The 15,502-nt window shown below is 69.6% G+C and carries 12 protein-coding genes and 1 tRNA gene; 9 read left to right on the forward strand and 4 right to left on the reverse strand.

The genetic code is table 11. From position 1 onward, the window contains the following. The first annotated feature begins 295 nt into the window (after nucleotides 1-295). The 9 genes from gpmI (at nucleotide 296) to LG334_RS21285 (ending at nucleotide 10,912) form a co-directional block, all read left to right on the forward strand. Complete coding sequence (gpmI, locus tag LG334_RS21245; RefSeq protein ID WP_404381253.1) at nucleotides 296-1,870, forward strand: 2,3-bisphosphoglycerate-independent phosphoglycerate mutase; 1,575 nt, start codon at nucleotides 296-298, stop codon at nucleotides 1,868-1,870. Nucleotides 1,871-1,930: 60 nt separating this feature from the next. Then, entirely contained in the window at nucleotides 1,931-3,394 is a 1,464-nt protein-coding gene (locus tag LG334_RS21250; RefSeq protein ID WP_404381255.1) for a murein hydrolase activator EnvC family protein, read from the forward strand. Further along, complete coding sequence (locus tag LG334_RS21255) at nucleotides 3,391-4,707, forward strand: S41 family peptidase (RefSeq protein ID WP_404381257.1); 1,317 nt, start codon at nucleotides 3,391-3,393, stop codon at nucleotides 4,705-4,707. The genes LG334_RS21250 and LG334_RS21255 overlap by 4 nt, the downstream gene beginning before the upstream one ends. A gap of 83 nt (nucleotides 4,708-4,790) precedes the next feature. Continuing rightward, a complete protein-coding gene (locus LG334_RS21260) occupies nucleotides 4,791-6,533 on the forward strand; it encodes a divergent polysaccharide deacetylase family protein (RefSeq protein WP_404381259.1) in 1,743 nt (580 codons plus the stop codon). Nucleotides 6,534-6,587: 54 nt separating this feature from the next. Beyond that, nucleotides 6,588-7,076 (forward strand): RNA pyrophosphohydrolase, encoded by a 489-nt coding sequence (locus tag LG334_RS21265; protein WP_404381261.1) that lies wholly within the window; start codon nucleotides 6,588-6,590, stop codon nucleotides 7,074-7,076. Between the two features lie 286 nt (nucleotides 7,077-7,362). After that, entirely contained in the window at nucleotides 7,363-8,481 is a 1,119-nt protein-coding gene (locus LG334_RS21270) for a glucosaminidase domain-containing protein (protein WP_404381263.1), read from the forward strand. Nucleotides 8,482-8,652: 171 nt separating this feature from the next. Continuing rightward, a tRNA-Ser gene (locus tag LG334_RS21275) sits at nucleotides 8,653-8,743 on the forward strand. Nucleotides 8,744-8,892: 149 nt separating this feature from the next. Next, entirely contained in the window at nucleotides 8,893-10,548 is a 1,656-nt protein-coding gene (locus LG334_RS21280; RefSeq protein WP_404381265.1) for a sensor histidine kinase, read from the forward strand. Further along, the gene (locus LG334_RS21285) at nucleotides 10,541-10,912 is read left to right on the forward strand and encodes a response regulator (protein WP_404381267.1); all 372 of its coding nucleotides are present in this window, start codon (nucleotides 10,541-10,543) and stop codon (nucleotides 10,910-10,912) included. The genes LG334_RS21280 and LG334_RS21285 overlap by 8 nt, the downstream gene beginning before the upstream one ends. A gap of 79 nt (nucleotides 10,913-10,991) precedes the next feature. On the opposite strand, the gene pheT is transcribed toward LG334_RS21285, so the two are convergent. From pheT to rpmI, 4 genes are all read right to left on the reverse strand, one after another. Continuing rightward, nucleotides 10,992-13,397 (reverse strand): phenylalanine--tRNA ligase subunit beta, encoded by a 2,406-nt coding sequence (pheT, locus tag LG334_RS21290; protein WP_404381269.1) that lies wholly within the window; start codon nucleotides 13,395-13,397, stop codon nucleotides 10,992-10,994. Further along, nucleotides 13,394-14,470 (reverse strand): phenylalanine--tRNA ligase subunit alpha, encoded by a 1,077-nt coding sequence (pheS, locus tag LG334_RS21295; RefSeq protein WP_404381271.1) that lies wholly within the window; start codon nucleotides 14,468-14,470, stop codon nucleotides 13,394-13,396. Before pheS ends, pheT begins: the two co-directional genes overlap by 4 nt. A 292-nt stretch (nucleotides 14,471-14,762) precedes the next feature. Continuing rightward, complete coding sequence (gene rplT / locus LG334_RS21300) at nucleotides 14,763-15,119, reverse strand: 50S ribosomal protein L20 (protein ID WP_404381273.1); 357 nt, start codon at nucleotides 15,117-15,119, stop codon at nucleotides 14,763-14,765. A 21-nt stretch (nucleotides 15,120-15,140) separates the two neighbouring features. After that, nucleotides 15,141-15,338, reverse strand: coding sequence for a 50S ribosomal protein L35 (gene rpmI, locus LG334_RS21305; protein WP_009538886.1), 198 nt, complete (start codon nucleotides 15,336-15,338; stop codon nucleotides 15,141-15,143). Between the last annotated feature and the right edge of the window lie 164 nt (nucleotides 15,339-15,502).

Consider the following 15,502-nt stretch of genomic DNA (forward strand, 5'->3'; position numbering starts at 1 on the left):
AGTAGATCGTTACGATGTGGGAACATTATCGAGGCGGCCGCTTGTAAAGATTTCGCCTTGAGCTAAATTCGTTGGCGGGCACCCCGGTGACGCCTCTGCTTAGCACGCGCCCGGGGTACATTTTTGCCTGTTTCCTGGCGCAAGCTTATCAGCTTGCACAACTCCGGCAAGAAAATGTGCCCGCTGGCGCAGCCTGCGCACCCCTCCCCTTCCTTTCCCCGGTGGAACTCCCGGCTGGTTCGCTCTATTTATGGGGCAGCCGTTGACACCCGTTGTTTCAGCCGATGAGGGACCGATGACCGCTGCCACCGACCGCCGCCCGCCCAAGCCCGTCGTCCTGTGCATCCTGGACGGCTGGGGCCACCGCGAGGAGCGTGAGGACAACGCCATCGCCCTCGCCAAGACCCCCAATTGGGACCGCCTCGTGGCCTCGTGCCCCAAGGCGCTGGTGGAGACCTCGGGCAATGCCGTGGGGCTGCCGGAAGGACAGATGGGCAACTCCGAGGTGGGGCACATGAACATCGGCGCCGGGCGCGTCGTCATGCAGGACCTGCCGCGCATCGACAGCGCCATCGAGGACGGCTCGTTCTTCTCCAACCCCGAACTCACCGCCTTCATCGACGCGCTGAAGACAACCGGCGGCACCGCCCATCTCATGGGCCTCATGAGCCCCGGTGGCGTGCACAGCCACCAGGACCACATGGTCGCGCTGGCCAAGGCCTGTTCCGAGGCCGGCGTAAAGGTGCGCGTCCATGCCTTCATGGACGGCCGCGACACCCCGCCGGAAAGCGGCAAGGATTTCCTCGCCAGGTTCCTGAAGGATATCGACGGGCTGGCCGGCGTCTCGGTCGCCACGGTCTCCGGGCGCTACTTCGCCATGGACCGCGACAACCGCTGGGACCGCGTGCAGAAAGCCTATGACGCCATCGTGGACGGCACCGGCGCCACGCACCCCGATGCGCTGGAACTCGTTGGCTCCTCCTACTCCGACGGCAAGACCGACGAATTCATCGTGCCGGCCATCATCGGCGATTACGCCGGGGCGAAGGACGGCGACGGCGTGCTGTTCGCCAACTTCCGCGCCGACCGCGCCCGCGAGATCACCCAGGCGCTTCTCGACGAAGGCTTCGACGGCTGGGCGCGCAGCCGCGTGGTGGACTTCGCCGCCGCCGCCGGCATGACGGAATACTCCAAGGCGCATACCAAGTGGCTGACGGCCCTGTTCCCGCCCGAGACCCTGACCGGCATCCTGGGCCAGGTGGTCGCCGACGCGGGCCTCAAGCAGCTCCGTATCGCCGAGACCGAGAAATACGCCCACGTCACCTTCTTCCTGAACGGCGGCGAAGAGACGGTCTACCCCGGCGAGGAACGCATCCTGGTGCCCAGCCCCAAGGTCGCCACCTACGACCTGCAGCCGGAAATGAGCGCCCCCGAGGTCACCGACAAGCTGGTCGAGGCCATCGAGGGCGGCAGCTTCGACCTGATCGTGGTCAACTTCGCAAACGGCGACATGGTCGGCCACACGGGCATGCTGGACGCCGCCATGAAGGCCGCCGAGACCGTGGACATGAGCCTCGGCCGCCTGGAAGAGGCGCTGAAGAAGGCGGGCGGCACCATGATCGTCACCGCCGACCACGGCAACGCCGAGATGATGCGCGACCCCAAGACGGGCGCGCCGCACACCGCCCATACCATCGGCAAGGTGGATGCGGTGCTGGTCAACGGGCCGGAGGGGGTCGACAGCCTGTCCGACGGCCGCCTGGCCGACCTGGCGCCCACCATTCTGGCGCTCATGGGTCAGCCGCAGCCCGCCGAGATGACCGGCCACTCGCTCATCGGCCGCACCGGCAGGGCCGCCGCCGCCGAGTGATCCGCCGCGTCCGGCCGCTTGCTGTGGCCGGACGCCGTTCCTGTTCCTGTGGGAGGGCCCGTGCCCCTGCTCCCGCGCCTCACCCGCCCGGCGCTCGGCGTCGCCCTCGCCGCCCTGATGCTTTTCGGGGGCGGCGGCGGGTGGTCCGTGCCGGCAGCGCGGGCGGCGCAGGACGGACCGCTCCTGCCGCCGCCGCCGGACACCGACGAGACCCGCACCCACGAAGAGCTGGAGCAGATCCGCCGCAAGCTCGAGGAAAGCCGGGCGCAGGAGAAAACCCTTTCCCGGAAGGCGCAGAGCCTCAACGTCGAGGTACGGTCCCTGCGCGATCGCCTGGTCGCCGCCGCCGCCAAGGTGCAGGACTACGAGGAAAGCCTGTCCTATCTGGAAACCCGCCTGCGCGACCTCCAGCGCGAGGAAACGGCCCTGCGCGACGGTCTGGCGGAGCGGCGCGAGCAGATGGCCAAGGTGCTGACCGCCCTGCAACGGCTGTCGTGGCGGCCCAAGGAAACGCTCCTCATGCAGCCGGCGCCGGCAGAGGACACGGTGCGCTCGGCCCTGCTGCTGCGCTCGGCCGTGCCGGCCCTGGCCCGTGAAGCCGAAGCCCTGCGCGCCGACCTGGTCGCGCTTGAAGAGGTGGAGACCGCCATCGCCGCCCAGCGCGACGAGATCGCCGGCCTGGGCGCGGAGTTCGAGGCCGAGCACGCCCGCCTGCAGACCCTGGTGGGGGAAAAGGCCCGGCTCATGGAGAACACCTCGCAGCGCTCCGAACAGGCCGCCCGTCAGGCCCGCGACCTGGCGGAAGAGGCCGAGAGCATGAAGGAGTTCCTGGCGACGCTAGCCGAGGAGCGCCGCAAGCGCGAGGCGGAACTGGCGCGCCAGCGGGAGTTGGCCCTGGCCCGCCAACTGGCGGCCCTGGCCGGCCCCAAGCCGGCGACGCCCGACGAACGCCGCGTCGCCATGCCCGCCGCCAAGCCGCAGCCGCCGCAGACACCGCGCACCGCCGCGGCCAGCGGCGGCGTGGTGCCGCCTCCGCCGCGACCGGCCGCGCCCGCCTCTCCGCCGGCGCAAACCGCGTCACGCCCGGCGGCCGCCGACATCAAGCCGGTGGCCCTGCGGCCGCTGGAAAGCATGCGGGGCGCCATGCCCCTGCCGGCGCGCGGGCGCATCATCACCAGCTTCGGCGACGAACTGACGCCGGGCAATTCCTCGCGCGGGATGGTGGTGGAAACCCGCGCCGGCGCCACCGTGGTGGCCCCTGCCGACGGCGTGGTGGCGTTTTCCGGCCCCTTCCGCGGCTACGGGCATCTCTTGATCCTTGAACACGCCGACGGCTATCATACATTGCTCTCAGGAATGGCGCGCATCGACGCGCAGGTCGGGCAGCGCCTGCTGGCGGGAGAGCCCGTCGGATTGATGGATGGGGCCGAAACCCCGTCCCTTTATGTAGAACTCCGCCGGGACGGCCAGCCGATCAACCCCATGCCCTGGCTCACGGCGAACAAAGGCAAAATCAGCGGATGAAGCGTAAACTAGCGATTGCGGCGACCGCCCTGGCCTTCCTCTCGGTCGGCGTGCCCACGCCGCAGGCCGCGGAAACGCCCGACAACACCGAAGAAACCTATCGCCTGCTGGACCTGTTCGGCGACGTGTTCGAGCGCGTGCGCCGCGACTACGTCGAAGAGGTCGGCGACCAGGAACTGATCGAGGCGGCCATCAACGGCATGCTGACGGACCTGGACCCCCACTCCAGCTACCTGAACGCCGACAACTTCAAGGACATGCAGGTCCAGACGCGCGGCGAGTTCGGCGGCCTGGGCATCGAGGTCACCATGGAGAACGGCCTGATCAAGGTCGTGTCCCCCATCGACGACACGCCGGCCTTCCGCGCCGGCCTGCAGCCCGGCGACCTGATCACCCACATCGGCGATGAAGAGGTCATCGGCCTGTCGCTGCAGGACGCCGTCGACAAGATGCGCGGCCCGGTCGACACCGACCTGACCCTGACCATCCGCCGCGACGACCAGGAGCCCTTCGAGGTCACCCTGACGCGCGCCATCATCGAGATCCGCTCTGTGCGGTCGCGCCGCGAGGGCGACATCGGCTACCTGCGCGTGACCTCGTTCAGCAACAAGACCTTCGACACGCTGGAAGAGGCCGTCGAGCAGTTGAAGGAGGAGATCGGCCCCGAGAACGTCAAGGGCTGGGTCCTCGACCTGCGCAACAACCCGGGCGGCCTGCTCGACCAGGCGGTGGCGGTGTCCGACGCCTTCCTGGAAAGCGGCGAGATCGTCTCCACCCGCGCCCGCGACGCCGACGAAACCCAGCGGTTCAACGCCCGCGAGGGCGACCTGACCGATGGCAAGCCCATCGTCGTGCTGATCAACGACGGCTCCGCCTCGGCATCCGAAATCGTCGCCGGCGCGCTGCAGGACCACCGCCGCGCAATCGTGCTGGGCACCAAGAGCTTCGGCAAGGGCTCGGTGCAGACCATCGTCCCGCTGCCGGGCCACGGCGCCATGCGGCTGACCACGGCGCGCTACTACACGCCGTCCGGCCGCTCCATCCAGGCGCTGGGCATCGAGCCGGACATCCGCGTCAAGCAGGCGGTGATCGAGGAAATCGACCGCACCTTCCCGCGCCGCAGCGAAGCCACGTTGCGCGGCGCGCTCGACCTGCCGCAGAACCCGCAGGAAGACGCCGTGCCCGAAAGCGAGGCCGAGGATCAGGCCGTCGAGGCCGATGGCGAGGAGGAGGTCCGTCCCGAGGACTACCAGCTCACCCGGGCGCTGGACCTGTTGCGCGGTCTGGCGCTCTACGACGGGCGCCAGGGCTGACTTCGCCCTGCTAACAGGCTAAGATGCGAGACCGGCGCGGGGCTTGACAGCCGCCGCGCCGGTCGAGCGAAAGGACCCTGCCCATGGCTCTCAACCTCAAGAGCCTCTTCAGCCGCAAGAAAAAGACCGTCGCCGAGGACGGCGAGGAACCGTTCTTCACCGGCGCCACGCTTGGGCCGGGGCTGGATGACGGCCTGGCCCATGACGATGCCGGTGCGCCCGAGGGTGACGCCGGCGCCGCCGGCAACGGAGCCGCAGACCAGCCGCGCGATTTCGCCGACATCCTGGAAGACGAGGACTGGGGCGACGACCTGGAGGACGACGACGACGTCCTCGGGCACGGCGCCCGCAAGCGCAAGCGCCTGGCCATGCTGGCCGGTGTCGGCGTGGTCGCGGCGCTGATCGCGGGCGGCGCGGCGTGGTGGATGCTGACGGGCGACGAGGCCGCCGAGGGTTCCCGCATGGCCGAGGCCGGAGTGGCGACCCCGGAGCCGACGGCGCCCATCGGTTCGGGCAGCAGGGTCAGCCTTCCCATGCCCGCCGCACCGGGCCTGGATGACGTGCGCGAGAGCGGTGCGCAGGACGACGCTCAGAGTGCCGACGCCGGCGCAAAGACCGACACGGGCGCGGTGCTCGACCCGACCGCCGCCACCGACAAATCCATCGCCCGCCGTCCCTGGCTCGCCGAGGATGGCGGCTCCGCCCCCGCGCGCGAGGCCGGGGACGCGCCTCAGGCGCAGACCGCCGAGGCCCCGGCCGAGGCCGGCGATGCCGGCACGGCCGATGCCGCCGCCGAAACCGCCGCCGCCACCGATCAGCCCGCAGAGGACCGCGGCGAGGCGGCCTCTGCCGCCGAGGACACCGCTCCCGCCGCCGAGACCTCCGGCGAGACGCAGACGGCGGCCGCCCCCGCCACCGCGCAGCCGCCGGCGCTGGCCGAGATCGACGAACCGCGCATTCCCGACACCCGCGACGCGCGCCCCACGCCGACCTACGACGAACTGCCCGCCGTGCCCGAGGACGACATGGAGCCCCTGCGCGAGGCCCCCGTCGCCGCCCTGACGCGCGAAACGCCGGCGGGCCCCATGCCCATTCCCGCGCCCGACGGCCGAAAGGCGTGGAGCACCTATGCCAAGCCCTTCGAGGCGCCGCCGGGCCGGCCGCGCGTCGCCATCGTGGTCACCGACCTGGGCATGCGCCCCGCCGCCACCACGGCCGCCATCGAGAAGCTGCCGCCGGGCGTGACGCTCGCCTTCAGCCCCTACGGCTTCGACCTGCCTGAAAGCATGTCACAGGCGCGCGAAGCCGGGCACGAGGTGATGCTGACCCTGCCCATGGAAGGCCGCGGCTTTCCGGCCAACGATCCGGGACCGCTCGGGCTCAACACCCTGCTGCCCGTCAACGACAACCTGATCCGCCTGAACACGCTGATGACCAAGGGCATCGGCTACACCGGCCTGATCGGCCGCGACGGCGCCGCCCTGACCGCCAACACGGAAATCATGGCGCCGGTGCTGGAAGCCATCGGCCGCGCCGGCCTTCTGTACGTGCAGCCGGCGTCGGGCGTGCAACTGGCCAGCGCCTCCGGCCCGGCCGCCGTGGCCCCGCCGACGGCGCGGGTCGACCTCAAGCTGGACGAGCGCCTGTTCCGCGACGCCATCGACGCCCGACTCAAGGCCCTGGAAACCATCGCGCGCGAGCGCGGCAGCGCGGTTGCGGTGATCGAGCCGACGCCGCTGGGCTACACCGCCCTGCGCGAGTGGCTGCAGACCCTGCCGCAAAAGGGGCTGGCCCTGGCGCCGGTTTCCGCCGTCGTCCGGCCCTGAGCCGTCGCTCCGCCCGCTCCACCATCCCCCGCTTCGCAGACCGGAAAGGCCGCCATGACCGCTACCGCCGCCGACAAGAACGCCCTGCCCTACCGCAAATGCGCCGGCGTCATGCTGATGAACGACCGGGGCGAGGTGTTCGTCGGCCGCCGCAAGGACACGCCGGACGCCTGGCAGATGCCCCAGGGCGGCATCGACAAGGGCGAGGACGCGCGGGCGGCGGCGCTTCGCGAGATGCACGAGGAAATCGGCACCGACAAGGGCGAGATCGTGGCGGAAACCGAGGGCTGGCTGCGCTACGACCTGCCCGACCACCTGATCGGCAAGGTCTGGAAGGGCAAGTACCGGGGGCAGGAGCAGAAGTGGTTCCTGGTGCGCTTCACGGGCACCGATGCCGACATCGACATCGCCACCGATCATCCTGAGTTCGATGCCTGGAAATGGGCGCCGGTGGACGACCTGCCCGCGATGATCGTCGAGTTCAAGCGCCCCATCTACGAACAGTTGGTGGCGGAACTGGGCCCGCTGGTTCGCCGGGGCTGAGGCCTTCGCGCAACAGGTCGCGGTATTTTTAGGAAAATCATACTTTTGGCATAGCCCCAGCCGATTGACGGGACGCCTGCGCGCCGTATCATCCTTTCGTGTGATGGCCGTCACGAAGGGGATCCGTCGGGCGGCCGTCGCGTGATCGATGGGCGCCGTGTTCGTGCGGTGCCCGTGGCCGGGCCCCGCGCGGGGACGGAAGAACGGTCCGGCCCGACCGGTGAAGACGGCGGAACGCGCGCAGCACGCGCCCGACGCCGTGGCACCGGCCTGCCAGAGAGACCGCATGACCAGCACCCGACACGCTTCCCTCTTGCGCCACCACCGCGTCGGCCTCGTCGTCCTGGCCGGCACCGTTGCCGCCCTCTACGGCGCCGTTGCCATGGCCGTTCTGGCGCCGGAGATGGCCGGACGCCCCGCCGGCGGCGTGTTGTCGACCGGGCTGTCGAGCCCCGTTCCGGCGCTCCGCTACGACGTGGTCAGCACGGGGCCCGGCGGCGGCGCCTCCCATGGCAGCGAAACCCGCGTCATCCGGCCCGCCGTCATGAGCCGCCTGCTGTTCGGTGCCCCCTCGACCCGCGACGCCGTTGCCGGCCTGCCCGAGGCACCGCACGTGGAGGCGCCCTCGGTGGCCGAGGCCCGCGCGCTTTACGACGAGCTTGGCTATCGCCTGGCCCATGTGGCCGACGGTCGCATGGGCGTGCCGCGCGTCTACTTGGCCGCCGTGCCCGAGGACCTGGCGAGCCTGCGCGACGTGGACGCGCGCAAGAGCGTCTTCCTGCGGACCGTGCTGCCGCTGGTGCTGCGTGTGAACGAGGAGATCGCAGCCGACCGCGCGCGCGTGGAGCGCATCGAGGCTCATCGCCGCGGCGGCGGCGGCGTCGGCCCCGAGGACGAGGCGTGGCTCGCCGACCGCGCCGCCTGGTACAAGCTGGAGACGGTGGACATCCCGGTCCTGCTCGCACGCATGGATGTCCTGCCGCCGTCGCTGGCCCTTGCCCAGGCGGCGGAGGAAAGCGGCTGGGGCACCTCGCGCTTCGCCCGCGAGGGCAACGCGCTGTTCGGCCAGTGGACCACCGACCCCGGCGTGAAGGGCCTGGTGCCGCTCGCCCGCGCCGACGACGCCACCCACCGCGTGCGTGCCTTCGACCGCCTGCTGGACGCGGTGCGCGCCTATGCCCGGAACCTGAACACCCATCCCGCCTACGCCGAACTGCGCGCAGCCCGCCGCGCCGCTCGCGCCGCCGGCGAGCCCGTGGACGGCGAGGCCCTGGCGGCGACGCTGCACAGCTACTCCGAACGGGGGCAGGACTATGTGGACACGCTGCTTCTGATCATGCGGGCGAACAAGCTGGCGACGCTGGACCGCGTGCGGCTGGGCACGCAGGTGGCCCGCGGCTCCTGAGGGACCGACCGGCGCGGGGCGCTTTGCCGGCAAGCCGTTAAGCGCCTTTGACGGCTGAAAAAATGCCGGGAAAATTTCGTGCAATGGGGTGTTGCATAAGGGGCGGGCTCTTTATATAGTGCCGGCCTTCCAGGCGGGGAGAACGGAGTGTTCTTTCCAGCCCCCAAGTGCGGAGGGATGGCCGAGCGGTCGAAGGCGCACGCCTGGAAAGTGTGTATACCCTAACCGGGTATCGAGGGTTCGAATCCCTCTCCCTCCGCCACTTCCTTTCTTTCACGGCCCGGCGTGTCTCCGGCAGGTCCGACATCCGTCCGCCGACGGACCCGATGGCGGTGTTGTGCGTTGACAGTAGGCCGCGCCGCCATGGATGCTTTCGGCGCTTTCCTTCCCCCGCGCCCTGTGGTCCACCCGTTGCACACACCCCGCTCCATTCTGCTCGCGCTGTCGACCACGGTCATCCTGGCGACACTGTTCGCCTGGGCCGTCTTCGCCATCGCCGACTACGACAGCACCCTGGACTCCAGCCTGCGCGAAAACGCCATCATCGCCGACCTGCTGCAGGAACACGCCCACCGCACCATCGAAGCCAGCGACCTGGTGCTGCAGCAACTGGAGGCCGCGGTGGAAGGCGGCGGCGGCCTTGCGCTGGGCGCCTCGCCCGAGGTCGTGCACGAGCGTCTGGTCGCCATGGCCGATCTGCTGCCGCAGGTGGGCTCGCTGTGGATCATCGGACCGGACGGTGCGGTCATCAACTCCTCCGTCGCGCCGAGGCCCATGGGCGGCCGCTACGACGATCGGCGCTATTTCCAGGCGCAGCGCGAGGCGCCGGGCGCAGGTACCTTCATCGGCGAGCTTCTGGAAGGCCGGCAGACCGGGCTTGATTTCTTCGCAATCTCGCGGAGGATCGACGGCCCGGGCGGCGACTTCGGCGGCATCGTCGTGGCCGCCATCCACACAAGCTATTTTCAGCAATTCTATGCCGGGGTCGCCATGCCGTCGGATTCCACCCTCGCAATCCTGCGCGAGGACGGGGCGCTGCTGGTGCGCGAGCCGCTGGCGGCGGGCAGCTACGGCGCCCGCTTCCCCGATGTGATGCGCGGGCTGACGCCGCAAACCCCGCGCGTTGCGTCGCGCATCGCCTCGCCGGTGGACGGCAGCGACCGCCTCGTTGCCAGGCGCCTTGTGAAGGACTATCCGCTGGTTGCCCTGGCCTCGCGGAAGGTGGAGGCGGTTCTGGCGCCCTTCTGGCAGCGCCAGTTGCGCACCGGCGCAGTGGTGGTGGTGCTGATCCTTACCGTCGTTGCGCTGACGATGCTCGGGCTGCGGGCTTTGCAGGGCGAGCGCCGTCTGAAGGAGGCCCTGGCCGCCGCCAACGTCAGTCTGGAAGACCGCGTGCGCCAGCGCACCGCCGAACTGGAGCAGGCCCTGGCCGACAAGAACCTGCTGTTGAGCGAGGTCTACCACCGGGTCAAGAACAACCTGCAAATGATCGAGTCCCTGCTGTCGCTGCAGTCCCGCACCCTGACCGACGACGGCGCACGCAACGCCTTCCGCACCGCCCGGCGGCGGATCAACGCGCTGGGTCTCGTGCACCAGCAATTGCTGGGCGCCGGCGATCTGGCGACGGTGCGCCTCGATGCCTTTCTGGGTGAATTGTGCGCCAACCTGGCGGAGGGCGCCGGAGCCGAGCGGCGGGGTCTTAAGGTCACGGTCGACGTGGCGCCACTGCCGGCCAATCTCGACCGCGCGATCCCGCTGGGTTTGCTGGTGAACGAGTTGCTGTCCAATGCGTTGCTTCATGGTTACCGGAATGGATCATCGGGCACCATCACCGTCCGAAGCGATTACCTCAAGGATAGTGGGGCCCTTCGCCTCTTGGTACGCGACGACGGGTGCGGTATTCCTTCGGACGCCGAAGCCGCGGGGAAGGACGATGTTCCGCGCAGCGGCATGCGCATCGTCCGCGCGCTGGCGGCCCAGTTGGGCGGCGAGTTGACCGTCCGGCGTGAACCGCAAGGAACGGAGGTGACCGTGACCATACCTTGGCCGGAGGCGGAGCATGGCTGACCGCCCGCACCGCGTCTTCATCGTGGACGATGACTTCCTGATCGTGGAATACCTGCGCGACGCGGTGGAAGACCTGGGCCTGACGGTGGCCGGCACCGCCGCCACGGCCGACGACGCCATCCGCCTGGTCCGGGAGGCCCGACCCGATGTCGTTCTGATGGATGTCCGCCTGCGCGGACACAGCGACGGCGTGGACGCGGCGCGCAGCATTCACGCAGACCTGAACGTGCCGATCATCTTCATCACCGGCAGCAATGAGCCTCAGACCCTGGAGCGAATCGGGAAGGATTCCCCGCGTGCGGTTCTGATCAAGCCCATCACCCCCGACCAGCTCCAGACCGTGCTGCGCGATATGCTGGACTAGGGCCGTGATGCCGCTTCGATGAACGAATAAGGGGAGGCCCCGCCTGGGGCCTCCCCTTTCTCATTCACGACCGCCGGCCTCAGGCCCGGAGGGTGCCGCCGGTGGCCTTTTCCACGGCCTTGACCACCGCGCCCTGGACCTTTTCCAGGTCCTCGTCCGTCAGGGTGCGCTCGGTCGGTTGCAGCGTCACCGACAGGGCGATGGACTTCCTGCCCTCGCCGACCGTCTCGCCCTCGTAGACATCGAAGACGCGGACCTCGGTGATGAGCTTGCGGTCGGCACCCTTGGCCGCGCGCACCAGCTTTTCCGCCGGCACCTCGGCGTCCACCACGAAGGCGAAATCGCGCTCCAGCGGCTGGTAGGGCGACGGGCGCAGCAGCGGGCGGGTGCGGCCCGACTGCTTGGCCTTCGCCTTGGGCTGCGGGATGGCCTCCAGGAACACCTCGAAGCCGACCATCTGGCCCTTCACGTCCAGACCCTTCAGCACGCGCGGGTGCAGCTCGCCGAAGTTGGCCAGCACGTTGGGACCCAGGCGCAGGACGCCGGAGCGGCCGGGATGATACCAGACCGGCGCGTCGGTGGTGACCTGAAGGTTGTCCACCGGGCAGCCCGCCGCCGCCAGGGCGGCGATGGCGTCGGCCTTGGCGTCGAAGGCGTCCCAGGCGCGCGGGGCCTCCTTCCAGTGGCGCGGGCCGGTCCGGCCGGCGCGGACACCGGCGGCGACCGTGCGCTGGCCCTCGGCGGTTTCGTCCTGGTAGTCGCCGCCGACCTCGAACAGGCAGACGTCGGGGAAGCCGCGCGCCGCGTTCCGCCCCGCCGCCTGAATCAGGTTGGGCAGGATGGACGGGCGCATGGCGTCCAGGTCGCTGGAAATGGGGTTGGACAGCACCAGCGCCTCGTTGGCGAAGCCGAACAGGGCCGCGTGCTCCTTGGCCATGAACGACCAGGTCACCGTCTCCATCATGCCGCGCGTGGCCAGCGTGCGGCGGGCGGCGTCGCGCTGGATCTGGCGCGGCGTCAGCACCACCGGCGGCATGGGCGCGCGCGGCAGCGGCACCGTCGGAATGTTGTCGTAGCCGTGGATGCGGACGACTTCCTCGATGACGTCGTGCTCTTCCGTCACGTCCAGGCGCCACGACGGCGGAACGACCGCCAGCACGCCGTCTTCCGTGCGCTCCACCCGGAAGGACAGGGCCTCCAGGATTTCGACGATGCGGTCGACGGACAGATCGACGCCGCCCAACTCCGCCACCCGCGAGGGGCGGAGCGTGATGGCGCCGGCGCCCGACGGCGGCGCGCCGGCGGACACCAGTTCCGAGGCCTCGCCGCCGCAGAACTCGAGGATCAGCTTGGTCGCCAGCTCGGCGCCCCAGACGGCCGAGGCCGGATCGACGCCGCGCTCGAAGCGGTAGCGGGCATCGCTGTCGATGGCGAGCCGGCGGCCGGTGGTGGCGATGGTGGTGGGATCGAACAGCGCCGATTCGATGAAGACATCCGTCGTCTCGGCCGTCGCGCCGGTGTCCTCGCCGCCCATGATGCCGCCGAGACCCAGCGCCTTGGCGTCGTCGGCGATGACGACCATCTGCTCGTCCAGCTCATACGTCTTTTCGTTCAGGGCCTCCAGCGTCTCGCCGGGCTTGCCCCAGCGGGCCTGGACGTTGCCCTGCAGCTTGGCGGCGTCGAAGACGTGCAGCGGGCGGCCGCGATCCACCGTGACGTAGTTGGTGATGTCGACCAGCGCCGAGATGGGACGCAGGCCGACGGCCTCCAGCCGGTTCTTCAGCCATTCGGGGCTTTCGCCGTTCTTCACGCCGCGGACATAGCGGCCGACGAACATATGGCAGCCCTCGGGCCGGTCGCCGAAGTTCAGCGACACGCCGACGGGGCTGGCGTAGGTGCCCTTCACGGTCTCGTCGGGCAGGGGCTTGAGCGTGCCCAGGCCGGCGGCGGCCAGGTCGCGGGCGACGCCGCGCACGCCCAGGCAGTCCATGCGGTTGGGCGTGATGGCGATCTCGATCACCGGGTCGGCATCCATCACGTCGGTCAGCGGGGCGCCGACGGGCGCGTCCTCGGGCAACTCGATGATGCCCGAATGATCGTCGCCCAGCCCCAGCTCGCGCGAGGAGCACATCATGCCGTTGCTCTCGACGCCGCGGATCTTGCCGGGCTTGAGCTTGTCGCCGGTGGCCGGGATGACCGCGCCGGGCAGCGCGAGGGCGACCTTCAGGCCCTGGCGCGCGTTGGGGGCGCCGCAGACGATCTGCAGCGTCTCCGTCCCCGTGTCCACCTTGCACAGCTTCAGGCGGTCGGCGTCCGGGTGCTTGCCGGCCTCCACCACATGGCCGACGATGAAGGGGGCCAGGTCCTTGGCGGGGTCGTGGACCTCCTCCACCTCCAGGCCGATGGCGGTCAGCGTCTCGGAAATGGCGTCCAGGCTGGCGGTGGTGTCCAGGTGGTCCTTCAGCCAGGAAAGGGTGAACTTCATCGGGTCAGGCCTCCGGTCACGCTGGGCACATCAAGCGCGGCGAAGCCGTAGTGGCGCAGCCAGCGCAGGTCGCTCTCGAAGAAGGTGCGAAGGTCGGGGATGCCGTATTTCAGCATGGCGATGCGCTCGATCCCCATGCCGAAGGCGAAGCCCTGGTATTCGGTCGGATCGATGCCGCAGGCCTTCAGCACGTTGGGGTGCACCATGCCGCAGCCGAGAATCTCCAGCCAGTCGTCGCCTTCGCCGATGCGCAGTTCGCCGCCCTTGCGGGAACAGCCGATGTCCATCTCCGCGCTCGGCTCCGTGAAGGGGAAGAAGCTGGGGCGGAAGCGTGTCGGCAGCTCGTCCAGTTCGAAGTAGGTCTTCACGAACTCGATCAGGCAGCCCTTCAGGTGGCCCATGTGGGTGGTCTTGTCGATGACAAGCCCCTCCACCTGGTGGAACATGGGCGTGTGGGTCATGTCGTAGTCGCAGCGGTACGTCCGGCCCGGCGCGATGATGCGGATGGGCGGCTTCTGGCTGGTCATGGTGTGCACCTGAACCGTCGAGGTGTGGGTGCGCAGCATCAGCCGGTCCCCTTCCTCCCGCTCCGGGAAGAAGAAGGTGTCGTGCATCTGGCGCGCCGGATGGTCCGGCGGGAAGTTGAGCGCCGTGAAGTTGTGGAAGTCGTCGTCGATGTCCGGCCCTTCCGCCACCTCGAAGCCCATCTGACCGAAGATCGCCGTCAGTTCGGCGATGGTCTGGCTGATGGGGTGCAGGGTGCCGGTGGCCTCCGGGCGCGGGGGCAGGGTGACGTCGATGCGCTCGCGCTCCAGCCGGGCGGTCAGTTCGGCGTCTTCCAGGGTGGTGCGCTTGGCCTCGATGGCGGCGGCGACGTCGTCCTTCAGCGCATTCAGCGCCTGGCCGGTCTCGCGGCGCTCGTCCGGGCTCATCTTGCCCAGGCCCTTCATCATGTCGGTGATGCGGCCCTTCTTGCCCAGCGCCGAGACGCGAACGCTTTCCAGCGCCTCGCGGTCGGCCGCGCCGTCCACGGCGGCCAGCAACTCGGCCCGCAAGTCCTCCACGTTGCTCATGATGTATCCTTCGGTTCCGGTTGTGCCGGAGGCGCGAAAGGCGCCGCCCGGCCGCTGCTGCCCTTGCATACGACATGAAAAAGGGGCTGCCAAGAGCGGCAGCCCCTTTCTCGCATCATCCACGCCGTACCCGGCGCTGGATCGCTGCACCCCCAAGCCCGCGGAGTCGCTAGACGTGCGCTTGCGCACACTGCGGGCCGCCGCGACGGCGGCGTGGGCCAAGCGCGCGGTCAGCGCGCGCCCGGCACCTGAGGGCGTCGTGTTGATCGGCACGATCAACACGACAGATCAATCAGCCCAGGGCTTCCTCGGCCTGCTTGACCAGCGACGCAAAGGCGTCCGGCTCGCGCACGGCGAGGTCGGCGAGCACCTTGCGGTCCAGTTCGATGCCGGCCTTGTGCAGGCCGTTCATGAACTTGCTGTAGGTCAGGCCGTGGGCGCGCGCGCCGGCGTTGATGCGCTGGATCCACAGGCTGCGGAAGTCGCGCTTCTTGTTGCGGCGGTCGCGATAGGCGTACTGAAGGCCCTTCTCGACCTTCTCGATGGCGACGCGGAAATTGGTGCTGTTGCGGCCGCGGTAACCCTTGGCGAGCTTCAGAACCTTCTTGTGACGGGCGTGCGACGTGACGCCGCGCTTGACACGGGACATGGTCTATACCTCCGACCGGCGTTACGCGTAGGGCAGGAACTTCTTGACGATCTCGGCGTCGGCCTTGCACAGAATCATCGTGCCACGGGCCTGACGCTTCATCTTCGTCGGCTTGTTGCGCAGCATGTGGCGCTTGTAGGCCACGTTGGCGCGCACCTTGCCGGTGCCGGTCGTGCGGAAGCGCTTCTTGGCAGCGCTCTTGCTCTTCAGCTTGGGCATTTCGGTCCTCTAAGCTAGGGGTCCAGAACGCGGAGCGGGTGGGCATGCCCTCGGCCCTGTCTCCCGGCGGTTGGCCCTTGCGGGCCGTACGCGCGGGGGAGCCTCGCCTCGCCGCTCCTTTAACGAAGGGCGTGGTTATAGGGCCTAATGCGACCGAACGCAAG

Source organism: Caenispirillum salinarum, assembly GCF_044803115.1.
In the GTDB taxonomy this organism is placed as follows: Bacteria; Pseudomonadota; Alphaproteobacteria; order Rhodospirillales; family Rhodospirillaceae; genus Caenispirillum; species Caenispirillum salinarum_A.

Coding starts and splice junctions, on each gene's coding strand:
- gpmI (WP_404381253.1), top strand. CDS start 296: ATGACCGCTGCCACCGACCGCCGCCCGCCCAAGCCCGTCGTCCTGTGC.
- LG334_RS21255 (WP_404381257.1), top strand. CDS start 3,391: ATGAAGCGTAAACTAGCGATTGCGGCGACCGCCCTGGCCTTCCTCTCG.
- LG334_RS21260 (WP_404381259.1), top strand. CDS start 4,791: ATGGCTCTCAACCTCAAGAGCCTCTTCAGCCGCAAGAAAAAGACCGTC.
- LG334_RS21265 (WP_404381261.1), top strand. CDS start 6,588: ATGACCGCTACCGCCGCCGACAAGAACGCCCTGCCCTACCGCAAATGC.
- LG334_RS21270 (WP_404381263.1), top strand. CDS start 7,363: ATGACCAGCACCCGACACGCTTCCCTCTTGCGCCACCACCGCGTCGGC.
- LG334_RS21285 (WP_404381267.1), top strand. CDS start 10,541: ATGGCTGACCGCCCGCACCGCGTCTTCATCGTGGACGATGACTTCCTG.
- pheT (WP_404381269.1), bottom strand. CDS start 13,397: ATGAAGTTCACCCTTTCCTGGCTGAAGGACCACCTGGACACCACCGCC.
- pheS (WP_404381271.1), bottom strand. CDS start 14,470: ATGAGCAACGTGGAGGACTTGCGGGCCGAGTTGCTGGCCGCCGTGGAC.
- rplT (WP_404381273.1), bottom strand. CDS start 15,119: ATGTCCCGTGTCAAGCGCGGCGTCACGTCGCACGCCCGTCACAAGAAG.
- rpmI (WP_009538886.1), bottom strand. CDS start 15,338: ATGCCCAAGCTGAAGAGCAAGAGCGCTGCCAAGAAGCGCTTCCGCACG.